The sequence below is a fragment of the Ruegeria sp. AJ12 genome (assembly GCF_056536245.1).
On record NZ_JBQFJJ010000001.1, the window covers coordinates 3,894,368 to 3,914,057 of the forward strand.

Here is a 19,690-nt window from a genome sequence, read left to right on the forward strand (position 1 = left end):
CATGACGACGCCCAAGACCGGAGAAATGCTCCACCTGCGTGGCAACGCACTGAGCAAGGGTGATCCGGTTGCTCTACCGCTAACTCAGAGCAGCATGTTTCACCTGCCCGGCGCACCCGGGGATTATGCGACTTACGGGCGTGTCGACAACCCGACATGGGTCCATCTGGAAGACGTGCTGTCCCATCTTGAGGGCGCGCAATGCCTGAGCTTTCCGTCCGGCATGGGCGCGATTTCGGCGGCATTGTTCGCGACCGTCAAGTCAGGATCTCACATCCTGATCCCGTCAGATGGGTACTATGTCACCCGTCTGCTGGCCGACCGTTTCCTGTCAAACTTGGGTGTTTCAGTCGAAGAACGTCCAACGATCACCTTTGCGGAAGGCGGTTTTGACGGTTTCGATGTGGTGTTTGTCGAAAGCCCGTCGAACCCCGGTCTGGACATGATCGATCTGTCGGCGGTGGCGCGGGACGTGCGCGCCGCCGGGGGCATGACAATCGCCGACAACACCACGATGACTCCGTTAGGTCAGCGCCCGCTCGAGTTGGGGATCGACGTGGTTGTCTCGTCCGACACCAAGGCAATGAGTGGCCATTCCGATTTGCTGATGGGTCACGTGGCCAGCAACAACGCTGACATCATGGATCGCGTCGAAGAGTGGCGGCGCGTCTCCGGCGCGATCCCCGGCCCGCACGAAGCCTGGTTATTGCACCGTGGACTGGAAACTCTGGACGTTCGGTTCGATCGGATGTGCGCGTCCGCTCAGGTTGTGGCCGAACGGCTGGCGACGCACGGTGCGGTAAAAGAAATCCGCTACCCTGGCCTACCGGATGATCCGGCTCATGCCTTGGCCAAAGCTCAGTGCATGCGCTTTGGCTTTCTGATGTCTTTGACGCTGCAAAGTGAAGCCAAGGCCGAACAGTTCATCAACACCTGCACGTTGCTGCGACCGGCCACATCCTTTGGCGGCGTTCACAGTTCGGCGGAACGGCGCGCGCGCTGGGGCGACGATGTCGATCCGGCTTTTATCCGTCTGTCGGTTGGCTGTGAGCCGGTGGATGAGCTTTGGCCAGCCTTCGAAGCCAGCCTGAACGCGCTGTGATCACCCCTTGGGGTCGCGCAGGTCCTTGAAGACGTAGATCGGCAGGACAACACTGGCGATCAGGGCGCCCAGCCAGACCAGCAGCGTTGCGGCCAACAGGTTCGAAATGCCACCGATCGTCAGCCCGGCGGTGATCCAATCGGTCACCAGCAATCCCACGAACGTTACGATCAATGCGATCCCGCCTTTGAGTGCAGGCACGTTTTTTTCGCCGATTTTCAGGATCAGTGGTTCGGCCACGACCTGCACCAGGGTAAAGACGATCACAACCACAATAAAGGACAAAGGCCGGATCGCAAACTCGGCCAACACAAGTGACGCCAACAGCAATCCAATGGCATTTCCGGCCAGCAATGCCAGAACCGACATAATTCTGCGAGACATAAGGCGGCCTCCTGCAATCAACTCTCCAAAGCCTGTCAAGTTTACCAAATTCGCAGGATTTTGCGAAGCAATTCAACCGCCTCTTCCTTTTGACCTGTTGAACCCCCATGATAAAACCCATCTAATCAGATCTGACCAACACCGCCCCACATCAGCGAGAGTGAGATGAGCGACGATCCCTATTCGGTTCTTGGCGTATCCAAGGACGCCAGCGCCGCCGACATCAAGAAGGCCTACCGGCGCATCGCCAAGGACTGCCACCCGGATCTCAAACCCGGCGACGCAGAGGCCGAGGCAAAGTTCAAGGCTGCCGCCGCCGCTTATGATCTGCTCAAGGACCCGGAAACGCGGGCGCGCTATGACAATGGCGAAATCGACGCCTCGGGTCAGGAGCGCCCGCAACAGCAGTATTACCGTGACTATGCCGAGGCTGCAGGCAACCCGTACCGGTCGGGCGCCGCCTATGGCGATCCGGATGATATGTCCGATATCTTCGCCGAATTCATGCGCGGACGCGGTGGTTTTGGCCAGCAGCGCACCCACGAGTTTCACGCCCCCGGGCACAATCTCAATTACTCGCTGCAGATCAGTTTTCTGGATGCGGTGTTCGGCGCCAATCAGAAGCTGACGCTGCCGGATGGAGACCGCATCGAAGTCAAGATTCCGGCAGGGATCACCAACGGCCAGACCATTCGTCTGCTTGGCAAGGGGGCGCCGGGCTATGGCGACGGTCCCCCGGGCGACGCATTGGTGACGGTCTCGGTCTCGGATCACCCGGTTTTTGACCGGCAGGGCGACGACATACACATCACGCTGCCGATCACAATTGACGAAGCGGTGCTGGGCGGCAAAGTGGCGGCCCCCACTATCGATGGCGGTGTGAACGTCAGCGTGCCGGCGGGCACCAGCAGTGGCAAGACCCTGCGGCTGCGCGGCAAGGGCGTCAAGAAACGCGGATCGTCGGACCGCGGGGACCAACTGATCGAGTTGACGGTCGCACTGCCCGATCAAATCGACGATGAAATGAAGCAATTCATGGAAACCTGGCGCGAAAAACACCGCTATGATCCGCGGAAAGGAATGCCGTCATGACCCGCACGTTGACAGAAGAACAGTTGATCGACGCCATCGCGCGCCTGACCTCGGATCGTTTGTCAGAGTATCTGGCGGCTGAAATCGTTGTCCCGCAGCAATCCGAACAGGGCCTTGTGTATCAAAGATTGGACGTCGCCCGTCTTGAGCTGGCGTGTGAGTTGCATGATCAATACGACATGGAGGCGGACGCCTTGTCGATGATGATCTCGCTGATCGACCAGATGCACGGTCTGCGCGCCGAGTTGCGCGAGGTTCTGAACGCCGTTGACGCGCAACCGGAACCAGTGCGCGAGAAACTGATCAAGGTGATTGGCACAGCGCGTTTCCGGCGCATGTGACTTGGTCGGGCCGAGCAAACGTCAGGTTTAGGCTGGTCGAGCTTCCAATTCGCGGTCAGTCACCCACGCGGTAATCTTCCGGGACATAGAATGTATAGTCTCGGTCTGCGACCTGTTCGTGGCATTCGTGGCAATAGGCCACGGCAGCGGGCCGGTCGCCCAACGTGTCCCCAAAAATGGACCCGTCCGGTAAAACCATGATGTATCGCCAGTCGGCGGTCGCGGGACTGGCGTTTTCGGACAGCTTCTCCATCACGAACATCGCACCGGGGTGCACGTTGCCCTCATCCGTCACCGTCATGCTGTCTTTTGCCAGCACGGATCCCATCGGCAGCGTTTCGCCCTCCTGCAAGGTCCCATAATTATGCGCCATCCTGTTGGCATAACTGTTCACGTAGCGCTGACCATGGGTCGCCGAAATGTAAGGCGCATCGTTGAAAAGCGGCCAGCTTTGGTAGTTGCGGATCAGGTCCAGTTGAGCGGCGGCATAGCCGCGCGCCATACGCCGCGTCAAAGACTGATAGAACGCCAGCGCCTCTTCCTTGTTCAGCTCTGCCGGGTTTTCGATTGCAAGATGCGCATCTTGCTCGTCGGAAAAGGAAGCTGTCACCACAGCAAACAAAAGGACAGATGCTGCAGTAAACTTCGGGAATAAATGTCTAAAAAACAAACTCATAATGCTGGCCCACCTGAAAAACAGTTCGCCTATATGCCGCATACCGGTTTGAAATAGGATAGCGGCTTGATAATACACTGCCAGAACCCGCTCCGCCACCTCACCGCTTTGTGCACAAAGGTGAGCCCGAACGAAGCCGGAACAATCAAAAGATACCAAGCTTTTTGGGCAATAAACAGCGGCAGAACATTAAGATTGCAGGCGCGGCAATTCCCGGCGGGCGGACCCTAGCTGTCCAAACCGGCTTCGGCCGCAATCTGCTTTCGCGACTTTCGCGCCCGCTCGGTGGCGGATTTCAACTGGCCACAAGCGGCCATGATATCCTCGCCCCGCGTTTTTCGAATGGGGGACGCATATCCCGCCTGATAGATGATGTTCGCAAAGGCGCGGATACGGTTGTTCGAACTGCGCTTATAGGGCGCGCCCGGCCATTCGTTGAACGGGATCAGGTTGATCTTGGCCGGGATGTTGTGGCGCTTGATGTGGTCGATCAGGCGATGCGCATCCTCATCACTGTCGTTCACGCCATCCAGCATCACATATTCGAACGTGATCCGCTCGGAGTTCGAGGCATTGGGATAACTGGCCAGCGCCTGCAGCAGTTCTTCAATGTTCCAGCGCTTGTTGATTGGCACCAGCACATCCCGCGTTTCGTCGGTGGTTGCGTGGAACGAGATTGCCAACAGGCAACCGATTTCCTCTGCCGTGCGCGAAATCTCGGGCACGACGCCAGAGGTCGACAAGGTGATGCGGCGGCGGGACAGGGAAATGCCCTCGGGGTCCATCGCGATCTTCATGGCATCACGGACGTTCTCAAAATTGTAAAGCGGCTCACCCATGCCCATCAGAACAATGTTTGACAGCAGGCGCGTTTCGTCTTTGGGCGCTCCCGGGGTTGGCCATTCCTCAAGATCGTCGCGGGCCATCATGATTTGCCCGACGATTTCTGCGGCTGTCAGGTTACGCACCAGTTTTTGCGTGCCGGTATGGCAGAACGAACAGGTCAGCGTACAGCCCACCTGAGATGAGATACACAGCGTGCCGCGATCCTCTTCGGGGATATAAACGACCTCAACCTCATGCCCGCCCGCGATACGAACCAGATACTTGCGGGTACCGTCCTCAGACACCTGACGCGTTACAACTTCGGGTGTTTCGATCACGAAGTTCTCGGCCAACTGCGCACGATAGGCCTTGGCGAGGTTTGTCATCTCGGCAAAGTCACGCACGCCCCACTGGTAGATCCACTGCCATATCTGACCAGTCCGCATCTTGGCCTGTTTTTCCGGCGTACCATGCTCGATCAGAACCTCGCGCAACCGGTCCCTTGTCAGGCCGACCAAATTCATTTTCCCGTCCGGCAGTTTGCGCGGAATGGTCATAACATCTTGGGTGATCGGCGCTTTGGCTGACATAGTCTGGTCTCAGGACTTCTGGCTTGGGATGCGCCTCTATATAGGACTGCGCGCAAAGATCAAAAGAATTCGTGCCGATCAATTTGCAAAATTCAGCAATTGGTCCACACGCGTTCTGCCCAGATCAATCCTGCAGGAGGTAATCGCGATACCCGTGCCCGATCCACCGCCAAACGAGGCGCCGACCGCCTCGCAATGTGTATCCCGGAAAACAGCCCACGCGTTTTGCGCAGCTTCGAGGGCGGGCTGGGCCACGGTCCGCTCGGTGACTTCGTCCAGTTCCTTGGCGGCTTGCATCGCGAAAGCATAGCTTTCTGCCAACGCGGCATTGACCCGGTCTTCCATTTCAGAAACGCAGGACCCGACTTCGACCTGCGAACTCGCGTCAAAGCACTCCAATGCGGGGTCTGCGAGTACGATCCCTGGAAGAAATACGGCGAGAAAGGCCCAACGCATGGTCCGGTGCTCCTGATTGCTTGGCAAACTTGCGGCAGCGTAGCACGGTTTTGGCGATAGCCCTAAACGATGTCTGGCCGCGCGGGCAGTGCCCGAGCGGCCAGCAATGCTTCCATTCACCTGCCCGGTTTCCGGGTGGGTGTGCCCCTCAGACGCCAGCAGGCGGAATGTTGCAATCGGCGGCATCCAAGGTTTTTACCGGATCTTCCGGACCACATTGTTCGCCGCTGACCGGGTAAGTCTCGGCTGTGTTTTCGCACGCACTCAAAACCGCGGCGGCCATCATCAGCAAAGCGAGAACAGATATTTTGGACATCGGACAACTCCTCATTTCGTTTGAACCAATTAGTTCAGAGGCGACGATGCTTCACTTTGACACGGATCAAATTGAGCGCCGGACGTAGCGTAAGGATGCAAATTGCACGATGAGAGGGCCAAAAGCCCCGCCAAAATGGCGAGGCTCGGATCCTCTGCCCTGCAATCTTAGTTTGTGCAGCGCTTCTCGGCGTCTTCGATTGCGGCGGTGAAACCCAAAAGCGAGAATGTGTCTTTGGTCTGTGTCCCACGTTCGGACCTTGCCGTCAGAACCGCCTCGGTGCCTCGCTTCATCGCGGTGACGACTTTCAGGTCTTCACCTGCCGTCGCGGGCCAGGCCCACTCTCCTTCGGTGATGAACTCAAACTCGGAATCGTCAATACGGACATTCACGGTGGACCCGGACGCAAAGGGGTAGCCGCCAGTAAAGGTCACCTGACCTTTGACCTCGGAATTGGGGCGATAGAAGACAAACAGCAATATGTCGCTGCGCCGCACGGAAACAACGCGGCCCCCACGGGTGTTCACGGTTTCTTTTGGTGCCGAGACGCTCCAGCATTCAGTGGGATCATCTTCGACGAAAACGCTCCAGTCGGTCTTTGCTGCGACCCGATTGGTGCTTGTCGCCTGCTGAGCGATTGCAGTTGTGGCCAACCCTGCCACACACAGGCCCGCGATCACGCGGACGAGCCTTAATCCCATCTGTCCAGCCTCCTAGCTCGACCCATACCTCTTATCCATCGGAAATGGCTGCAAACCCTGCCGGTTCGTCTGTAACGTTGCGCATCCCGATGATTGCCGACATACACACACTAACGCAGGTTTCGCCACAGGCGAAAGGGCGATTGGCAGAATTTTGCGCATAAAACCGGAGGTCCAGATGACACAGCCCGTAGCAATGACAGAACTGTGGCGCGGACCTTTGTTGGAGAGCCTGCATCTTGGTCACGCAGTGATCTGTGATGATGCGGGCCAAATCGTCCAAAGCTGGGGCAATCCGGATGAGGTGATATACCCACGATCCTCTGCCAAGATGATCCAGGCGCTGCCTCTGATTACGTCTGGCGCCGCTGCGAAGTATGGGCTGAACAGCGAGCACCTGGCGCTGGCCTGCGCCTCACATAGCGGCGCACATATTCATACCGACAGGGTTTCGGCCTGGCTGGATCATCTGGGTCTGGCCGAAGGCGATCTGCGGTGCGGGCCGCAGGAACCATCCGATATGGCGGCGCGCGACGGGCTGATCCTGGCCGATGACACGCCTTGCCAGATCCACAACAATTGCTCGGGCAAGCATTGCGGCTTTCTGACAGTGGCGCAGCACATGGGGGCCGGGCCGGAATACCTCGAAATTGACCATCCCGTGCAACAGGCCTGCCTGTCTGCCGTCGAGGAGACCACTGGTGAGACCAGCCCCGCCTACGGGATTGACGGTTGCTCGGCGCCGAACTTTGCCACGTCGCTGACCGGCTTGGCACGATCCATGGCCTGGTTCGCGTCAGCGGGCGATCGATCCGACCGGGCCAGTGACGCCGCCCGGCAACTCACTGCAGCGATGATCCGGCATCCCGAACTGGTCGCTGGGGAAACGCGGGCCTGCACCGAACTGATGCGCGCCATGGAAGGTCGCGCCGCGATCAAAACCGGCGCCGAGGCCGTTTTTGTCGCCATCATCCCGGAAAAGCGTATGGGCGTCGCGCTAAAGATTACCGACGGCGCTACGCGCGCCAGCGAATGCGCGATTGCGTCCATTCTTGTCAGCCTTGGGGTGCTGGAGGCCGATCACCCGGCCACCCGCAAATTCATGAACGCCACGCAATACAGCCGCCGTGGACTGGAATGCGGCGTGATCAGGCCAGCACCGGGCTTCCCCGGTTAAACCCGTTACATCTCGATTTCGTGGACCTCGGCCACTTCAACCGACCCCGAGCCGTTGACGACCATGGGGCAGCCTTTTGCCATTTCGGTGGCTGCATCGATGCTGTCGGCCTTGATGACTGTGAAGCCCGAGGCTGGATTGGCCCCACCATTGTCGGAAACGCCACCGTGGCTGACCGTATGGGATTGACCCACCGGGTTACCGGGGATTTCCAGCGCATCCCCCATACCCTGAAACCATGCGCCCCAGGCTGCCATTGTGGCTTCGACTTCGGCGGGGTCGCTTGGCGTGGTTCCGCCGTGATAGACAAACAGATATTGAGGCATTTCAGTTCTCCCTGTTGAAAAACTAGTTCAAGCACGCGTCGAGTTTGCGCAGCGACGAGGTCCAGCCCTGTTCATGGTTGGCCGCAGCTTCGGCATCCGCCAGTTCACGATGATCCACGACCAGACGTGCGCCATCGCCTGAGGCCGCCACGGACAGGGTGACATGACTTTCCTTGCCACGCTGGTCCTGATCATCATGCCAGGCCCAGGTAAACCCAACGGACTTGGGGGCATCGACATGGGTAACATGACCGGACACTTTGAACCGCTGGCCGTCATTGTTCATCATGACCGAGTACCAGGGCCCCAGCCGTGAAAAATCCAGATCATGCTCCGGGACATGCACGCCCTCGGGCCCCCACCACCGCAGCAGCTTTGAACCATCGCTGATCCACGCGAACAGCGTCTCGGGGCTGACGGGAAACTCCCGCTCCAGTCTCAGGTCGGCCATGAGTTCTCCCCGTCCAGAAAGCTGCCCAAACGATCGAGGCTGCTCTCCCAAAACTGACGTTTCGAAATTGTCCATTCGGCAATCGCGCGCAAACCGTCCGGCTGAACCGAATACATCCGCTGCGTGCCCTGCACGCGCTGCCGGATCAACCCGGCCTCGCGCAACACCTTGAGATGGCGCGAGACAGCCGCGCCGGACATGCCCTTGCCGTCGATCAGGTCACCAGCGGCCAGTTCCCCGTTTTCCATCAGTTGCTCGACAATCGCGAACCGGGTGGAATCGGACAGGGCAGAAAAAGCAGTCAAAAGCGTGTTCATGACCGCTAATTAACACAACTGTTAAATAAAAGAAAGCCCGCTTCTTTTGGGTGTCAAACGCCCGCAAAATCGCGGCGCGAGTACCCCTGAAGATAAAGCAATGCCGTCAGGTCGCCATGGTTTACGCGCACGTCGCATTGGGCCGCAACCGAAGGCTTCGCATGCAACGCAACACCTGTGCCAGCAAGACTCAGCATGCCCAGATCGTTCGCGCCATCGCCAACAGCTATCACTTCGGTCGTGGACAGGCCCAGCCGGGCAGCTATGCCTTCCAGCGACTCGACCTTGGCCTCTCGTCCCAGGATTGGGCGCTGCACATCACCGGTCAGCTTGCCGTCCTCCGCCAGCAGGGTATTGGCCCGGTTTTCGTCAAAACCCAAAAGATCGGCCACCCGCGCGGTAAAGGCAGTGAAACCGCCGGAAACCAGGGCGGCGTACCCGTCGGCCGCGCGCATTGTCGCCACCAGCTCCCGCCCCCCCGGCATAAGGGTAATGCGCGTATTCAGGACCTTGTCGATCACGGCCTCGTCCAGACCTTTCAACAAGCCGACCCTCTCGATCAGGGCGCCTTCGAAGTCCAGTTCACCGTTCATGGCACGGGCGGTGATATCCTTGACACGTTCCCCTACGCCGGCCTCATCCGCCAGTTCGTCAATGCACTCCTGCTGGATCATTGTGCTGTCCATGTCTGCCAACAGCATCTTTTTGCGGCGCCCTTCACGAGGCTGAACAATGAGATCGACACCCATCTTCTGCAAATCCGCCCAGATATCCCAGTGATTGTCAGGAACGTCCGTCAAGGAGAACTCCGCCGCTTCGTCCGGGTTGAGCCAAATGATTTCGTCGCCACCCCAGGCGTTTCGCAGAGATTCGACCAGAGGACGCTCCAGCGACGGCGTGGCTGGGTTGGTCAGCAGGGTGGCAACGTACATCTTCGATCTCCGGCAGGCTCACCCGCGCATATCGCAGGCGCAGCATTTTCGCCAGAGGTGGATTGCCCCGGCCACGCGCAACCCGTAAGAATTTCTTCGATGTCAGGTCTTTGGGATCTGGGCTTTTGCCAGAAACTCACGGTGCGCGAAGACAAAAAGGGGAAACGGGATGGGCAACCCGCTATATGATCGCCTGTTCGGCATTCACGCCGGCAAGACCACAACGTTTCTGCATATGCCAAATGGACAGACCCTGACCCATGCGGCGTTTCTGGATATGGCTGCCCGACTTGCAAACGCACTGACCGGCATGGGCTTGGACCCCGGCGACCGCGTGGCTGTTCAGGTGGCAAAGTCCCCCGAAGCACTGGCTCTTTATGCGGCATGCGCGCAGGCGGGGTTGATTTTTTTACCGCTCAACACGGCGTACACGACGCATGAACTGACTTACTTCATCGAAAACAGCGGCGCGTCTCTGATTGTTTGCGATTCCAAAAACACCGAGGACCTGAATTCGGTCGCCGAAGCGCAGAATGCGCAGCTGGTAACACTGAACGCCGATGGGTCCGGCAGCCTGATGCGCCGCGCGCTCGGAATGCTGCCTGCCTTTGCTCCGGTTAGTCGGTCCGAAGATGATCTGGCTGCACTCCTTTACACATCAGGCACCACGGGGCGGTCAAAGGGCGCGATGCTGACACAAGGCAACCTTTTGTCAAACGCGCTGACTCTGGTGCAGCAATGGCGGTTCTCGGAAAAGGATGTGCTGCTGCATGCGCTACCGATCTTTCATACACACGGGCTGTTCGTCGCGACAAATACTGTCCTCGCCTCGGGCGGGTCGATGATCTTTCTGCCAAAGTTCGATCTGGATGCCATCCTTCGCTTGATGCCCCAAGCGACGTCGATGATGGGTGTTCCGACATTCTACACCCGCCTGTTGGGCGACGAACGGTTCACGCGTGAACTGGCGCGCGAGATGCGGCTGTTCATCTCGGGCTCGGCCCCGCTGCTGGCCGAAACCCACGACCGGTTTGAACAGCGCACCGGTCACCAGATTCTCGAACGCTACGGCATGACCGAGACCAACATGAACACGTCGAACCCCTATGACGGCGAGCGCCGCGCAGGCACCGTGGGTTTCCCGCTGCCGGATGTCGAGTTGAAAGTGACCGACCCGGAAACCGGCGAAACTCTGCCCGAGGGTGAGATCGGCATGATCGAAGTGCGCGGACCGAATGTCTTCTGCGGGTATTGGGAGATGCCCGAGAAAACCGCTGCTGAGTTGCGTGAGGACGGGTTCTTTATCACGGGTGATCTGGGGCACATCGACCAAGATGGATATGTCCATATCGTTGGTCGGGGTAAGGACCTGATCATTTCCGGGGGCTACAACATTTATCCAAAGGAAATTGAACTGCTGCTGGACGATCAGCCCGGCGTGCGGGAAAGCGCGGTGATCGGCGTGCCCCACCCGGATTTCGGGGAGACCGTTCTGGGCATTCTGGTTCCTGAACCCGGCCAATCGCCGGATCTGGAGGCCGTCCTGCAATCGGTTCAGGCCGATCTGGCCAGGTTCAAACATCCGCGCAAGCTGATTGTACTGGATGAATTGCCCCGCAACACGATGGGCAAAGTGCAAAAGAACGTTCTGCGCGATCACTACAAAGACATGTTTACGACGGCATAGGATTCAGCGGAACGCGACCATTTTCGGTCAAAAGCCAGCATCTGCGGCCCTCGAACACAGCCGTTGTCAGGGTGCGACCGTATCCGGCCCCAGTGTCCAGATTGATGCGGTTTCCGCAATGCTCAGCCCGGTCGACCGGCGTGTGCCCATGGATGACCAGCCAGGGGTGCGCGCGGGGATCATCTATGAACTCGCGCCGTATCCAGACCAGATCATCCTCTGTCTGTTGACTGAGTGGAACGCCGGGCCGGACACCTGCGTGCACGAATAGCAGATCACCCTCCTGATGGTAGACCGGCAGATTGTTCAGAAAGTCGATGTGATCCTGCGGAACGGCGGCCCGGGCGCGATCATGCACCTGATAAATGCGATCACTCCTGCTGACACCGACACCGTAAGAGGCCAGGGTTTGAATGCCGCCGATCCGCTCATGCAGCCAATACAGCTCAATCGGCAAAAGCGTGTCGGTTAATGGAAAATCCTGCATGAACATTGCGAACATGCGGTCGTGATTGCCTTTGACCATCACCCAGTTCCGACCTCGGCGCTGACCTGCGATCAAAAGATCAAGTACACCACGGCTGTTCGGGCCTCGGTCCGTGTAGTCCCCCAGAAACACCACCCGCGCCTCAGGACCGCCATCCGCTTCAATCCGCTGCAATGCAGTCCTGAGCATGTCCAACTGCCCGTGAACATCCCCGATAGCGTAGACAGGCGTTGTCATGACGGTACAATTCCCTTCGCTGTTCTCATGACGCAAAACATCAGAGGCAAAAAGCAATGCCCGCTCCGTTTCCAGTGCGGGCATCAACCTGTTTCATGAACTCAATCCCATGAGTTAAGCGACATCGAACTCCAGCGGCTTGATCTGCGTGAACAGACCGGTTTCCGCCAGCTTGGCGCGCGCTTCGGCCGGTACAGGCTCGTCCACATAAAGAAGCGCAATTGCTTCGCCCCCCGCGCCGGCGCGGCCAAGGGTAAAGTTGGCGATATTCACCCCGTGTGCACCCATCGTCTGGCCCAGCGCACCGATGATGCCCGGGACATCCTCGTTGGTTGTGTACAGCATATGCGCCCCGACCTCGGCATCGATATTGATGCCCTTGATCTGGATGAAGCGCGGCTTGCCATCGCTGAACACCGTGCCTCCGATCGAGCGCTCGCGTTTATCCGTGACGACGGTCACCTTGATATACCCCTCAAAGGCGCCCGACTTGTCTTGATTGGTGGTGGAGATCTGAATGCCACGCTCTTTCGCAATGATCGGGGCCGAGACCATATTCACCTCGGGGTTGAACTTTTTCATGATCCCGGCAACGACCGAACAGTTGAGTGCCGCGAGGTTCATCTCAGCCGCGACACCATCATAGAGGATGTTGATCGCCTTGATCGGCTCATCCGTCATCTGGCCGATGAAGCTGCCCAGATGGCCTGCAAGTTTGATCCATGGCCCCATGACCTTGGCCTCTTCGGCGGTGACGCTGGGCATGTTCAGGGCGTTTTCAACCGCGCCGGTCAGCAGGTAATTCGAGATCTGTTCGGCCACTTGCAGCGCGACGTTTTCCTGCGCCTCGGTGGTCGCCGCACCGAGATGCGGGGTGCAGACCACGTTGGGCAGGTTGAACAGGGCGTTTTCCTTGGCCGGCTCTTCGCTGAACACATCAAAGGCTGCGCCGGCAACATGGCCCGATTGCAGTGCCTCGGCCAGTGCATCTTCGTCGACCAAACCACCGCGGGCACAGTTGATGATCCGCACACCCTTCTTGGTCTTGGCAAGGTTCTCACGGCTCAGGATGTTGCGGGTCTGATCGGTCAGTGGCACGTGTAGGGTAATGAAGTCAGCGCGGGCCAGAAGCTCGTCCAGTTCAACCTTTTCGACACCCATCTGTGCCGCTTTTTCTTCACCCAGATAGGGGTCATAAGCCACAACCTTCATCTTCAGGCCCAAGGCACGTTCACAGACGATACCGCCGATATTGCCGGCCCCGATCACGCCGAGAGTCTTGTTGGTCAGCTCGATGCCCATGAATTTGGACTTTTCCCATTTACCTGCATGGGTCGAGGTGCTGGCCTCGGGGATTTGACGCGCCACCGCGAACATCATCGCAATCGCATGCTCGGCGGTGGTGATCATGTTGCCGAACGGCGTGTTCATCACGATCACACCCTTCTTCGAGGCCGCATCCTTATCGACATTGTCGGTACCGATCCCGGCGCGGCCGATGACCTTCAGCTTGTCGGCCTTGTCCAGAATGGTTGGGGTGACCTTGGTAGCCGAGCGGATTGCTAGGCCGTCATACTGACCGATCACCTCGGCCAGCTTGTCTTTGTCCTTACCCAGATCGGGCATGAAATCCACGTCGATACCGCGATCACGGAAAATCTGCACGGCGGTTTCGCTGAGCTTGTCAGATACGAGTACTTTGGGGGCCATAGGCTCTGGTCCTTGAATTGTATGGAAGGTCCGGGCCTTGGTTGGCCCGGTGAAAAGTCAGGCAGCCTCAGACTGCGCCGCGATCTCGGCCTCGAAGGCCCAAGCCAGCCATGGCAGCATCGCCTCGATATCCGAGGTCTCAACCGTGCCGCCGCACCAGAGGCGCAGGCCCGCAGGCGCATCACGATAGGCGCCAATGTCCAGCGCGATGTTCTCTGCCTCCAACCGCTTGGCCACGGCCTTGGCAAATGCTGCACCGTCCTGAATGCGCGCATCCGTGAACTTGAGGCAAACCGAGGTGTTCGACTGCGTCACCGGATCATCGGCCAGATTGGCGATCCAGTCATTCTGATCGCAGAACGCATGCACCGCCCCGGCATTGGCATCTGCGCGCGCGATCAAGCCCTGCAGCCCACCAGCCGAGCGCGCCCAGTCCAGCGCAAAAAGGTAGTCTTCGACCGCCAGCATCGAGGGCGTGTTGATCGTGGCCCCAGTAAAAATGCCTTCGATCAGCTTGCCCCCTTTGGTCAGGCGGAAGATCTTCGGTAGCGGCCATGTGGGGGTGTAGCTTTCCAACCGCTCCACGGCGCGAGGCGACAGGATCAACATCCCGTGGGCTGCTTCACCGCCCAGCACTTTCTGCCAGCTGAACGTGGTCACATCCAGCTTGTCCCAGGGCAAGTCCATCGCAAAGGCGGCGCTTGTCGCGTCACAGATCGTCAGGCCCTGACGGTCATCCGCAATCCAGTCACCATTGGGCACCCGCACGCCCGAGGTCGTGCCGTTCCAAGTGAACACCACATCATTGGCGAAATCGACCGATGCCAGATCCACAATCTGACCATAGTCGGCCGTCTTCACCTCGGCGTCGATCTTCAACTGCTTGACCACGTCGGTGACCCAACCGGAACCAAAGCTTTCCCAGGCCAACATCTCGACCTTGCGCGCGCCCAGCAACGACCAGAGCGCCATCTCAACCGCGCCGGTGTCCGACGCAGGAACGATACCGATCCGGTAATCCGCCGGAACGCCCAGAATCTCACGCGTGCCTTCGATGGCCGCTTTCAGCTTGTCTTTGCCAACAGCCGCGCGGTGCGACCGACCCAAGGCAGCGTCGGCCAGTTTGGACAGATCAAATGTGGGGGGTTTGGCACAGGGGCCCGAGGAAAACCGCGGATTGGCCGGCCGCGTCGCCGGTTGTTCGTTCGTCATGTGTATTACCCTTCCAGATACACGCCCCTCGTTGGGGAGGGGTGTCCCGCGGACAGAGCTATGGCGCGCAAAAACCAACGGCAAGCGAAAAAGACGCTTTGAGCGTGGAAAACGACAGGAATCCGTGCCGGAATTCGGAACACATGTTTCCGATCGGCATCACGTGTTGAAGTACACGCTTTCCCCCGTTGTCGACGCCTGCTGCGCCGCCAATCCCATCCGCACCGCCCAGAGACCATCCTGCAAGGTCACGTCGGGTGCTGCAACTTCGCCGCGCAGGACGGCCAGAAAACGCTGGTGCTGATAATAGGTCGAGCCATTGTGATCTCCGGCTTGCAACAGGCGCGGATCGACCGGGATATCCTTGGCAACCGGTCCTTTCGGATGTCGCGGGCTGACAATGACCTGAGGCACAGGGGGCTCACCCAGATGATCCGGCCAGAACCGGGTTGGCCCCGGAACCAGTGCTTCGATCTTTGCATCCGGTCCTATGGCCGAAATTTCCTCTTGATAGCGCGATCCTTCGGCAAACATGCACAGTTCCAGCATCGCACGGGCGCCCGAGGCAAAATCGACCAGAACGTATCCATGGTCCAGAATGTCCGGTGTTTGACCTTCATAGGTCTCGTTCAGGTGATTGATCGCCTGCCCGCCACTTGCCGAGATACGAACCGGATCGGATTGCAGGATCAAACGCATGAGGTCAAAGAAGTGGCAGCACTTTTCCACGAAAGTTCCGCCGGTGTTGCGGTTGAACCGGTTCCAGTTTCCGACCTTTACCAGAAATGGAAAGCGGTGTTCACGGATCGTCAGCATTTGCACGTCCCGGCCGGCCTGTGCCTCATCGATCAGGGCTGCAATCGGCGGCATGTAGCGGTACTCCATCGCAACCCAGATCGGGTGGGGATAGCTGCGCTCGATCTCGGCCAGTCGCGCCGCGTCATCGGGATCGGTGAACAAGGGTTTTTCCACCAGCAACGGCAACGGGCGCGTTCGGGATATCTGTTCGATCTGATCCACGTGGAGGTGGTTCGGGCTGGCGATGACGATGCAGTCCAGATCTTCGACCGCCAGCAAGTCTTCAACCGACGATACCATTGCTGCAGTTGGCGCGATGTTCTGTGCGATCTGTTTCATGCCCGCATCCGGCTCAAAAACTGCGGCGACGCGGGTTCCGTCCAGCAACGCGATATTGTGCAGATGCTCTTGCCCCATCATGCCGCATCCGATCAGCCCGTAATTGATGGTCCGGATCATGCGCAGTTCCTCATTCTTCTTACTTCAGCCGTTGTACATAGGTGGCCCGATCCGGATCGAACCACGTTTTCGAAAACTCGACGGGTTCTGCCCGTTCGGACCAGCTAAACCGTTCGATGTATCCAACCGTTTCACCGGCAGGTTTGGTGAAACCCGATGGCGTCCACTCGGGCAGAGAGCTGACCGAAACCCGGTCTTCAGCCCGGGTGATCCAGAACCCCAACTGCTGCTGGTAATAGCGATAAAGCGAGTCCGACAGCAGCGTCTGGTCGATCAGCCCCACTGATTCGTCCAGCCAGATTTCTTCGACGGCAATAATTGTGTCATTCAGATATCGCATTCGACGCACGCGGGATCCGGTATCGGAGGCACCGAATTCCGGCAAAGCGTCAGGCTTACTCAGGTGGTCGACAGACAGGATATCCGCACGCGGCAAACCGCCCCCCTGAGGCAGCTCCAGCCGGAACATCGCATAGACACTGTTTTGCGTTCCCGTCTCCCGCACGTAATTGCCGGATCCCTGAATACGCTCCAACATCCCTTTTTTCTCAAGCTCAGCGAGCGATTTGCGCAACGTTCCGACCGACACCTGCAGCCCCGCTGCCATCTCGCGCTCGGGCGGCAGCCTCTCACCATCTATCAGCCGACCCGCAGCGATGTCGCGGATCAGCAGTTCCGCGATCTGCACATAGATCGGCAAGGCATTCGGGTTTCGGCTGTTCGGAGACACTGGGCGTGCTTCACTCGGTCGCAGGAAAAATTGATACACTATTGATCTACATCAATGTGATTGCTACGCAAGAGGAAAGTCAAAGATGTACGGAGCGTGAATCAAATGACCATCGTCCCCATCACATCCCCCGATCTGGATGCGGCCGAGGTTTCGTGGTTTGCGGCGCTGTGCTCGGACGACTACCAATTTCTCGGGGTGCCGGATGGGGATCTGCGGTCCAGTTGGGACCATTGTTCGGGCATCGTCAAAGAAGCCGAGGCACAGGGGTTCCGCAACATCCTGTGTCCCTCGTCGTATCAGGTTGGGCAGGACACTCTGAGCTTTGTTGCGGGATGCGCGCCCATCACGGAAAAAATCAATCTGCTGGCCGCTGTGCGTTGCGGTGAAATGCAGCCGATCATGCTGGCCCGAACCATCGCGACGCTGGATCACATGCTCGAGGGTCGGCTGACGGTCAACATCATCTCGTCCGATTTCCCGGGCGAAAAAGCTGACAGCGCCTATCGCTATCAACGCTCGCGTGAAGTGGTGGAAATTCTGAAACAGGCCTGGACGCGGGATGAGATCAATCATTCCGGAGAGGTCTATAATTTCTCGGGCCTGACGACCGATCCGGCCAAACCGTACCAGACCGGTGGGCCGCTTCTGTATTTCGGCGGCTATTCTCCGTCCGCGCTGGACCTATGTGGCGAGCATTGCGACGTTTACCTGATGTGGCCGGAAACCAAGGATCAACTGGCCGAACGCATGAAGGCCGTCCATGCCGTTGCTGAAAACTACAACCGGACACTGGACTATGGTTTGCGCGTTCACATGATCGTTCGCGACACCGAAGCCGAAGCACAAGAGTATGCGGACTACATCGTCTCGAAACTGGACGATGAATACGGCCGGGCCATCCGGGAACGCGCGCTGGATGCGACGTCTCTGGGCGTGGCGCATCAGGCCAAGAACCGCGATCTAGCGGATGAGTATGGCTATGTCGAACCCGGACTTTGGACTGGTGTGGGACGGGCCCGATCAGGTTGTGGTGCGGCGTTGGTGGGATCAACCGATCAGGTCATGTCCAAGATCGAAGACTATCAGAAAATGGGTATCCGGGCCTTTATCTTCTCTGGCTATCCACACATGGACGAGGCCCGGCATTTTGGTGCGCGGGTGATGCCCAACCTGAAAACATGTTCTCTTCCTGAAGCCTACGGAAGGATCCCCGCAAACATCCCGGCCACGCCGCTGGGCACTGGAGTCCGTCGTTGATGCAACGTGTGAAACTATCCGAAACGTTGAAAATGAGCCGCCTTGTCTATGGCATGTGGCGACTGGGCGACGACGAAGATACCTCGGCGCACCATGTCGAAGCCAAAATTCAGGCCTGTCTGGATCAGGGCATCACGACATTTGATCAGGCGGATATCTATGGTGACTACGGGGCCGAAGCGGTTCTGGGCAATGCCCTGCGCGCCAATCCCGGCCTGCGCAAACAGATGGAGATTGTCACCAAATGTGACATCGTCGCGCCATGCGGCCGCTACGCGGACGCAAAGGTCAAATACTACGACACCTCGCGCGCGCATATTCTGAAATCCGTCGAGACCTCGCTGCGGGAAATGGCAATCGACCACATCGACCTGCTGTTGATCCACCGCCCCGATCCGTTCATGGATCACCACGAAACCGGAGCGGCCCTGGATGAGGTGATCGCCAGCGGCAAGGTCGGCGCAATCGGCGTGTCCAATTTCCGTCCCTGGGATTGGCAATTGCTGCAATCGGCGATGAAGACTCAGCTGGTGACCAACCAGATCGAGCTGTCACTTGGCGAAATCGGCCCGTTCACCAACGGCGACCTGGCCTTTCACCAGCAACACGGGCAGGCCGTCATGGCCTGGTCGCCCCTTGGGGGCGGTTTGCTGATGGCTGGCAACCCTCCGGTTGGCGTGGTCGCAGACGAGATCGCGGCAGAGTTCAACGTCGACCGCGCTGCGGTCGCGATTGCGTTCCTGTTGGCCCATCCTGCCGGGATTTTGCCCGTTCTGGGCACCAACAATCTCGACCGTATCAAGCGGATTTCCGACGCCCTGAAAGTCAATCTGGATCGCGAAACCTGGTTCCGTCTCTACGAGGCGGCACTGGGACATGAGGTGCCATGATGAACGCAATCTCAAAGGACTTGGCCAGAACCTTCATTCCCCACAAGGACGACACCCGCACGTTACGGGATGCTTTTGGCCGCTTTGCCACCGGAGTGACAATTGTCACCTGCGACAGCAACGACGGACCGATTTGCATAACCGCCAACAGTTTTTCGTCGCTGTCGCTCGACCCCCCACTGGTGATGTGGGCTGGCGACCGGAACTCGCGCCGGTTCCCCTATTTCCACAAGGCCCGCCACTTCAGCGTTCATGTGCTGTCGGCGGAACAGGCCGAGTTGTGTTTCGGCTGTTCAAGGAACGCGCATGCCCTGCGGGACATCGAACACGAGCGCTGCGTCAACGGCACACCGCTGCTGCCGGACTGTCTGGCGCGGTTCGAGTGCGAACAACATGCGTATCACGATGCGGGCGATCACGTTATTGTGGTAGGTAAGGTACTACGGGTCAGCATGGCGGAGGGAGACGCCCTGACCTTTTACGCCGGGAAACTCGGCCAATTCGCGCACCAATAAGCGTGGGAAAACCGCTGCG

23 protein-coding genes are annotated in these 19,690 nt (G+C 58.6%); 8 read left to right on the plus strand and 15 right to left on the minus strand.

The window, feature by feature from the left end; genetic code table 11:
* The first annotated feature begins 1 nt into the window (after position 1).
* On the plus strand, positions 2-1,102 hold the full coding sequence (locus ACR3E0_RS19490) for a cystathionine gamma-lyase (protein ID WP_480480682.1): 1,101 nt from the start codon (positions 2-4) through the stop codon (positions 1,100-1,102).
* Here the strand turns inward: ACR3E0_RS19490 and ACR3E0_RS19495 are convergent, their stop codons facing one another.
* Entirely contained in the window at positions 1,103-1,486 is a 384-nt protein-coding gene (locus tag ACR3E0_RS19495; protein WP_480480684.1) for a hypothetical protein, read from the minus strand. It abuts the gene before it with no gap.
* Between the two features lie 165 nt (positions 1,487-1,651).
* Between ACR3E0_RS19495 and ACR3E0_RS19500 the strand changes: the two genes are divergently transcribed.
* The gene (locus tag ACR3E0_RS19500) at positions 1,652-2,578 is read left to right on the plus strand and encodes a DnaJ C-terminal domain-containing protein (RefSeq protein WP_480480686.1); all 927 of its coding nucleotides are present in this window, start codon (positions 1,652-1,654) and stop codon (positions 2,576-2,578) included.
* On the plus strand, positions 2,575-2,919 hold the full coding sequence (locus ACR3E0_RS19505; RefSeq protein WP_480480688.1) for a hypothetical protein: 345 nt from the start codon (positions 2,575-2,577) through the stop codon (positions 2,917-2,919). The genes ACR3E0_RS19500 and ACR3E0_RS19505 overlap by 4 nt, the downstream gene beginning before the upstream one ends.
* Before the next feature lie 55 nt (positions 2,920-2,974).
* Here the strand turns inward: ACR3E0_RS19505 and ACR3E0_RS19510 are convergent, their stop codons facing one another.
* The 5 genes from ACR3E0_RS19510 to ACR3E0_RS19530 all read right to left on the minus strand — a co-directional run bounded on the left by ACR3E0_RS19510 (position 2,975) and on the right by ACR3E0_RS19530 (position 6,483).
* Positions 2,975-3,529, minus strand: a complete 555-nt coding sequence (locus ACR3E0_RS19510) for a cytochrome P460 family protein (RefSeq protein ID WP_480480690.1) — start codon at positions 3,527-3,529, stop codon at positions 2,975-2,977.
* 293 nt (positions 3,530-3,822) lie between these two features.
* On the minus strand, positions 3,823-5,010 hold the full coding sequence (gene rlmN / locus ACR3E0_RS19515) for a dual-specificity RNA methyltransferase RlmN (protein WP_480480692.1): 1,188 nt from the start codon (positions 5,008-5,010) through the stop codon (positions 3,823-3,825).
* 78 nt (positions 5,011-5,088) lie between these two features.
* Positions 5,089-5,466 carry a lysozyme inhibitor LprI family protein gene (locus tag ACR3E0_RS19520; RefSeq protein WP_480480694.1) on the minus strand — a complete coding sequence of 126 codons (378 nt, stop codon included), beginning with the start codon at positions 5,464-5,466 and terminating at the stop codon, positions 5,089-5,091.
* A gap of 148 nt (positions 5,467-5,614) precedes the next feature.
* The gene (locus tag ACR3E0_RS19525) at positions 5,615-5,782 is read right to left on the minus strand and encodes a hypothetical protein (protein ID WP_480480696.1); all 168 of its coding nucleotides are present in this window, start codon (positions 5,780-5,782) and stop codon (positions 5,615-5,617) included.
* 167 nt (positions 5,783-5,949) lie between these two features.
* Positions 5,950-6,483 carry an invasion associated locus B family protein gene (locus ACR3E0_RS19530; protein WP_480480698.1) on the minus strand — a complete coding sequence of 178 codons (534 nt, stop codon included), beginning with the start codon at positions 6,481-6,483 and terminating at the stop codon, positions 5,950-5,952.
* 178 nt (positions 6,484-6,661) lie between these two features.
* Between ACR3E0_RS19530 and ACR3E0_RS19535 the strand changes: the two genes are divergently transcribed.
* The gene (locus ACR3E0_RS19535) at positions 6,662-7,660 is read left to right on the plus strand and encodes an asparaginase (protein ID WP_480480700.1); all 999 of its coding nucleotides are present in this window, start codon (positions 6,662-6,664) and stop codon (positions 7,658-7,660) included.
* Positions 7,661-7,665: 5 nt separating this feature from the next.
* Here ACR3E0_RS19535 and ACR3E0_RS19540 read toward each other — a convergent pair whose 3' ends face one another.
* The 4 genes from ACR3E0_RS19540 to serB are packed head-to-tail and all read right to left on the minus strand — an operon-like array spanning position 7,666 to position 9,686.
* Positions 7,666-7,986: a YciI family protein gene (locus ACR3E0_RS19540; RefSeq protein WP_480480702.1), complete on the minus strand. Its 321-nt coding sequence runs from the start codon at positions 7,984-7,986 to the stop codon at positions 7,666-7,668.
* A gap of 22 nt (positions 7,987-8,008) precedes the next feature.
* The gene (locus tag ACR3E0_RS19545; protein WP_480480704.1) at positions 8,009-8,437 is read right to left on the minus strand and encodes an SRPBCC family protein; all 429 of its coding nucleotides are present in this window, start codon (positions 8,435-8,437) and stop codon (positions 8,009-8,011) included.
* The gene (locus tag ACR3E0_RS19550; protein WP_480480706.1) at positions 8,425-8,754 is read right to left on the minus strand and encodes an ArsR/SmtB family transcription factor; all 330 of its coding nucleotides are present in this window, start codon (positions 8,752-8,754) and stop codon (positions 8,425-8,427) included. Before ACR3E0_RS19550 ends, ACR3E0_RS19545 begins: the two co-directional genes overlap by 13 nt.
* Positions 8,755-8,807: 53 nt before the next feature.
* Positions 8,808-9,686: a phosphoserine phosphatase SerB gene (serB, locus tag ACR3E0_RS19555; RefSeq protein WP_480480708.1), complete on the minus strand. Its 879-nt coding sequence runs from the start codon at positions 9,684-9,686 to the stop codon at positions 8,808-8,810.
* Positions 9,687-9,855: 169 nt separating this feature from the next.
* Here serB and ACR3E0_RS19560 point away from each other — a divergent pair, with 169 nt between their 5' ends.
* Positions 9,856-11,373 carry a malonate--CoA ligase gene (locus ACR3E0_RS19560; RefSeq protein WP_480480710.1) on the plus strand — a complete coding sequence of 506 codons (1,518 nt, stop codon included), beginning with the start codon at positions 9,856-9,858 and terminating at the stop codon, positions 11,371-11,373.
* Here ACR3E0_RS19560 and ACR3E0_RS19565 read toward each other — a convergent pair.
* The 5 genes from ACR3E0_RS19565 to ACR3E0_RS19585 form a co-directional block, all read right to left on the minus strand.
* Complete coding sequence (locus ACR3E0_RS19565) at positions 11,360-12,097, minus strand: metallophosphoesterase family protein (protein ID WP_480480712.1); 738 nt, start codon at positions 12,095-12,097, stop codon at positions 11,360-11,362. The genes ACR3E0_RS19560 and ACR3E0_RS19565 overlap by 14 nt on opposite strands.
* Before the next feature lie 114 nt (positions 12,098-12,211).
* A complete protein-coding gene (serA, locus tag ACR3E0_RS19570; protein ID WP_480480714.1) occupies positions 12,212-13,807 on the minus strand; it encodes a phosphoglycerate dehydrogenase in 1,596 nt (531 codons plus the stop codon).
* Between the two features lie 57 nt (positions 13,808-13,864).
* Positions 13,865-15,019, minus strand: coding sequence for a phosphoserine transaminase (locus tag ACR3E0_RS19575; protein WP_480480716.1), 1,155 nt, complete (start codon positions 15,017-15,019; stop codon positions 13,865-13,867).
* Positions 15,020-15,178: 159 nt separating this feature from the next.
* A complete protein-coding gene (locus tag ACR3E0_RS19580) occupies positions 15,179-16,276 on the minus strand; it encodes a Gfo/Idh/MocA family protein (protein WP_480480718.1) in 1,098 nt (365 codons plus the stop codon).
* 19 nt (positions 16,277-16,295) lie between these two features.
* A complete protein-coding gene (locus ACR3E0_RS19585) occupies positions 16,296-17,006 on the minus strand; it encodes a GntR family transcriptional regulator (protein WP_480480720.1) in 711 nt (236 codons plus the stop codon).
* 105 nt (positions 17,007-17,111) lie between these two features.
* Here ACR3E0_RS19585 and ACR3E0_RS19590 point away from each other — a divergent pair, with 105 nt between their 5' ends.
* The 3 genes from ACR3E0_RS19590 to ACR3E0_RS19600 are packed head-to-tail and all read left to right on the plus strand — an operon-like array spanning position 17,112 to position 19,671.
* Positions 17,112-18,266: an LLM class flavin-dependent oxidoreductase gene (locus tag ACR3E0_RS19590; protein ID WP_480480722.1), complete on the plus strand. Its 1,155-nt coding sequence runs from the start codon at positions 17,112-17,114 to the stop codon at positions 18,264-18,266.
* On the plus strand, positions 18,266-19,156 hold the full coding sequence (locus ACR3E0_RS19595; RefSeq protein ID WP_480480724.1) for an aldo/keto reductase: 891 nt from the start codon (positions 18,266-18,268) through the stop codon (positions 19,154-19,156). Before ACR3E0_RS19590 ends, ACR3E0_RS19595 begins: the two co-directional genes overlap by 1 nt.
* Complete coding sequence (locus ACR3E0_RS19600) at positions 19,156-19,671, plus strand: flavin reductase family protein (RefSeq protein WP_480480726.1); 516 nt, start codon at positions 19,156-19,158, stop codon at positions 19,669-19,671. The genes ACR3E0_RS19595 and ACR3E0_RS19600 overlap by 1 nt, the downstream gene beginning before the upstream one ends.
* The last annotated feature ends 19 nt before the right edge of the window (positions 19,672-19,690 follow it).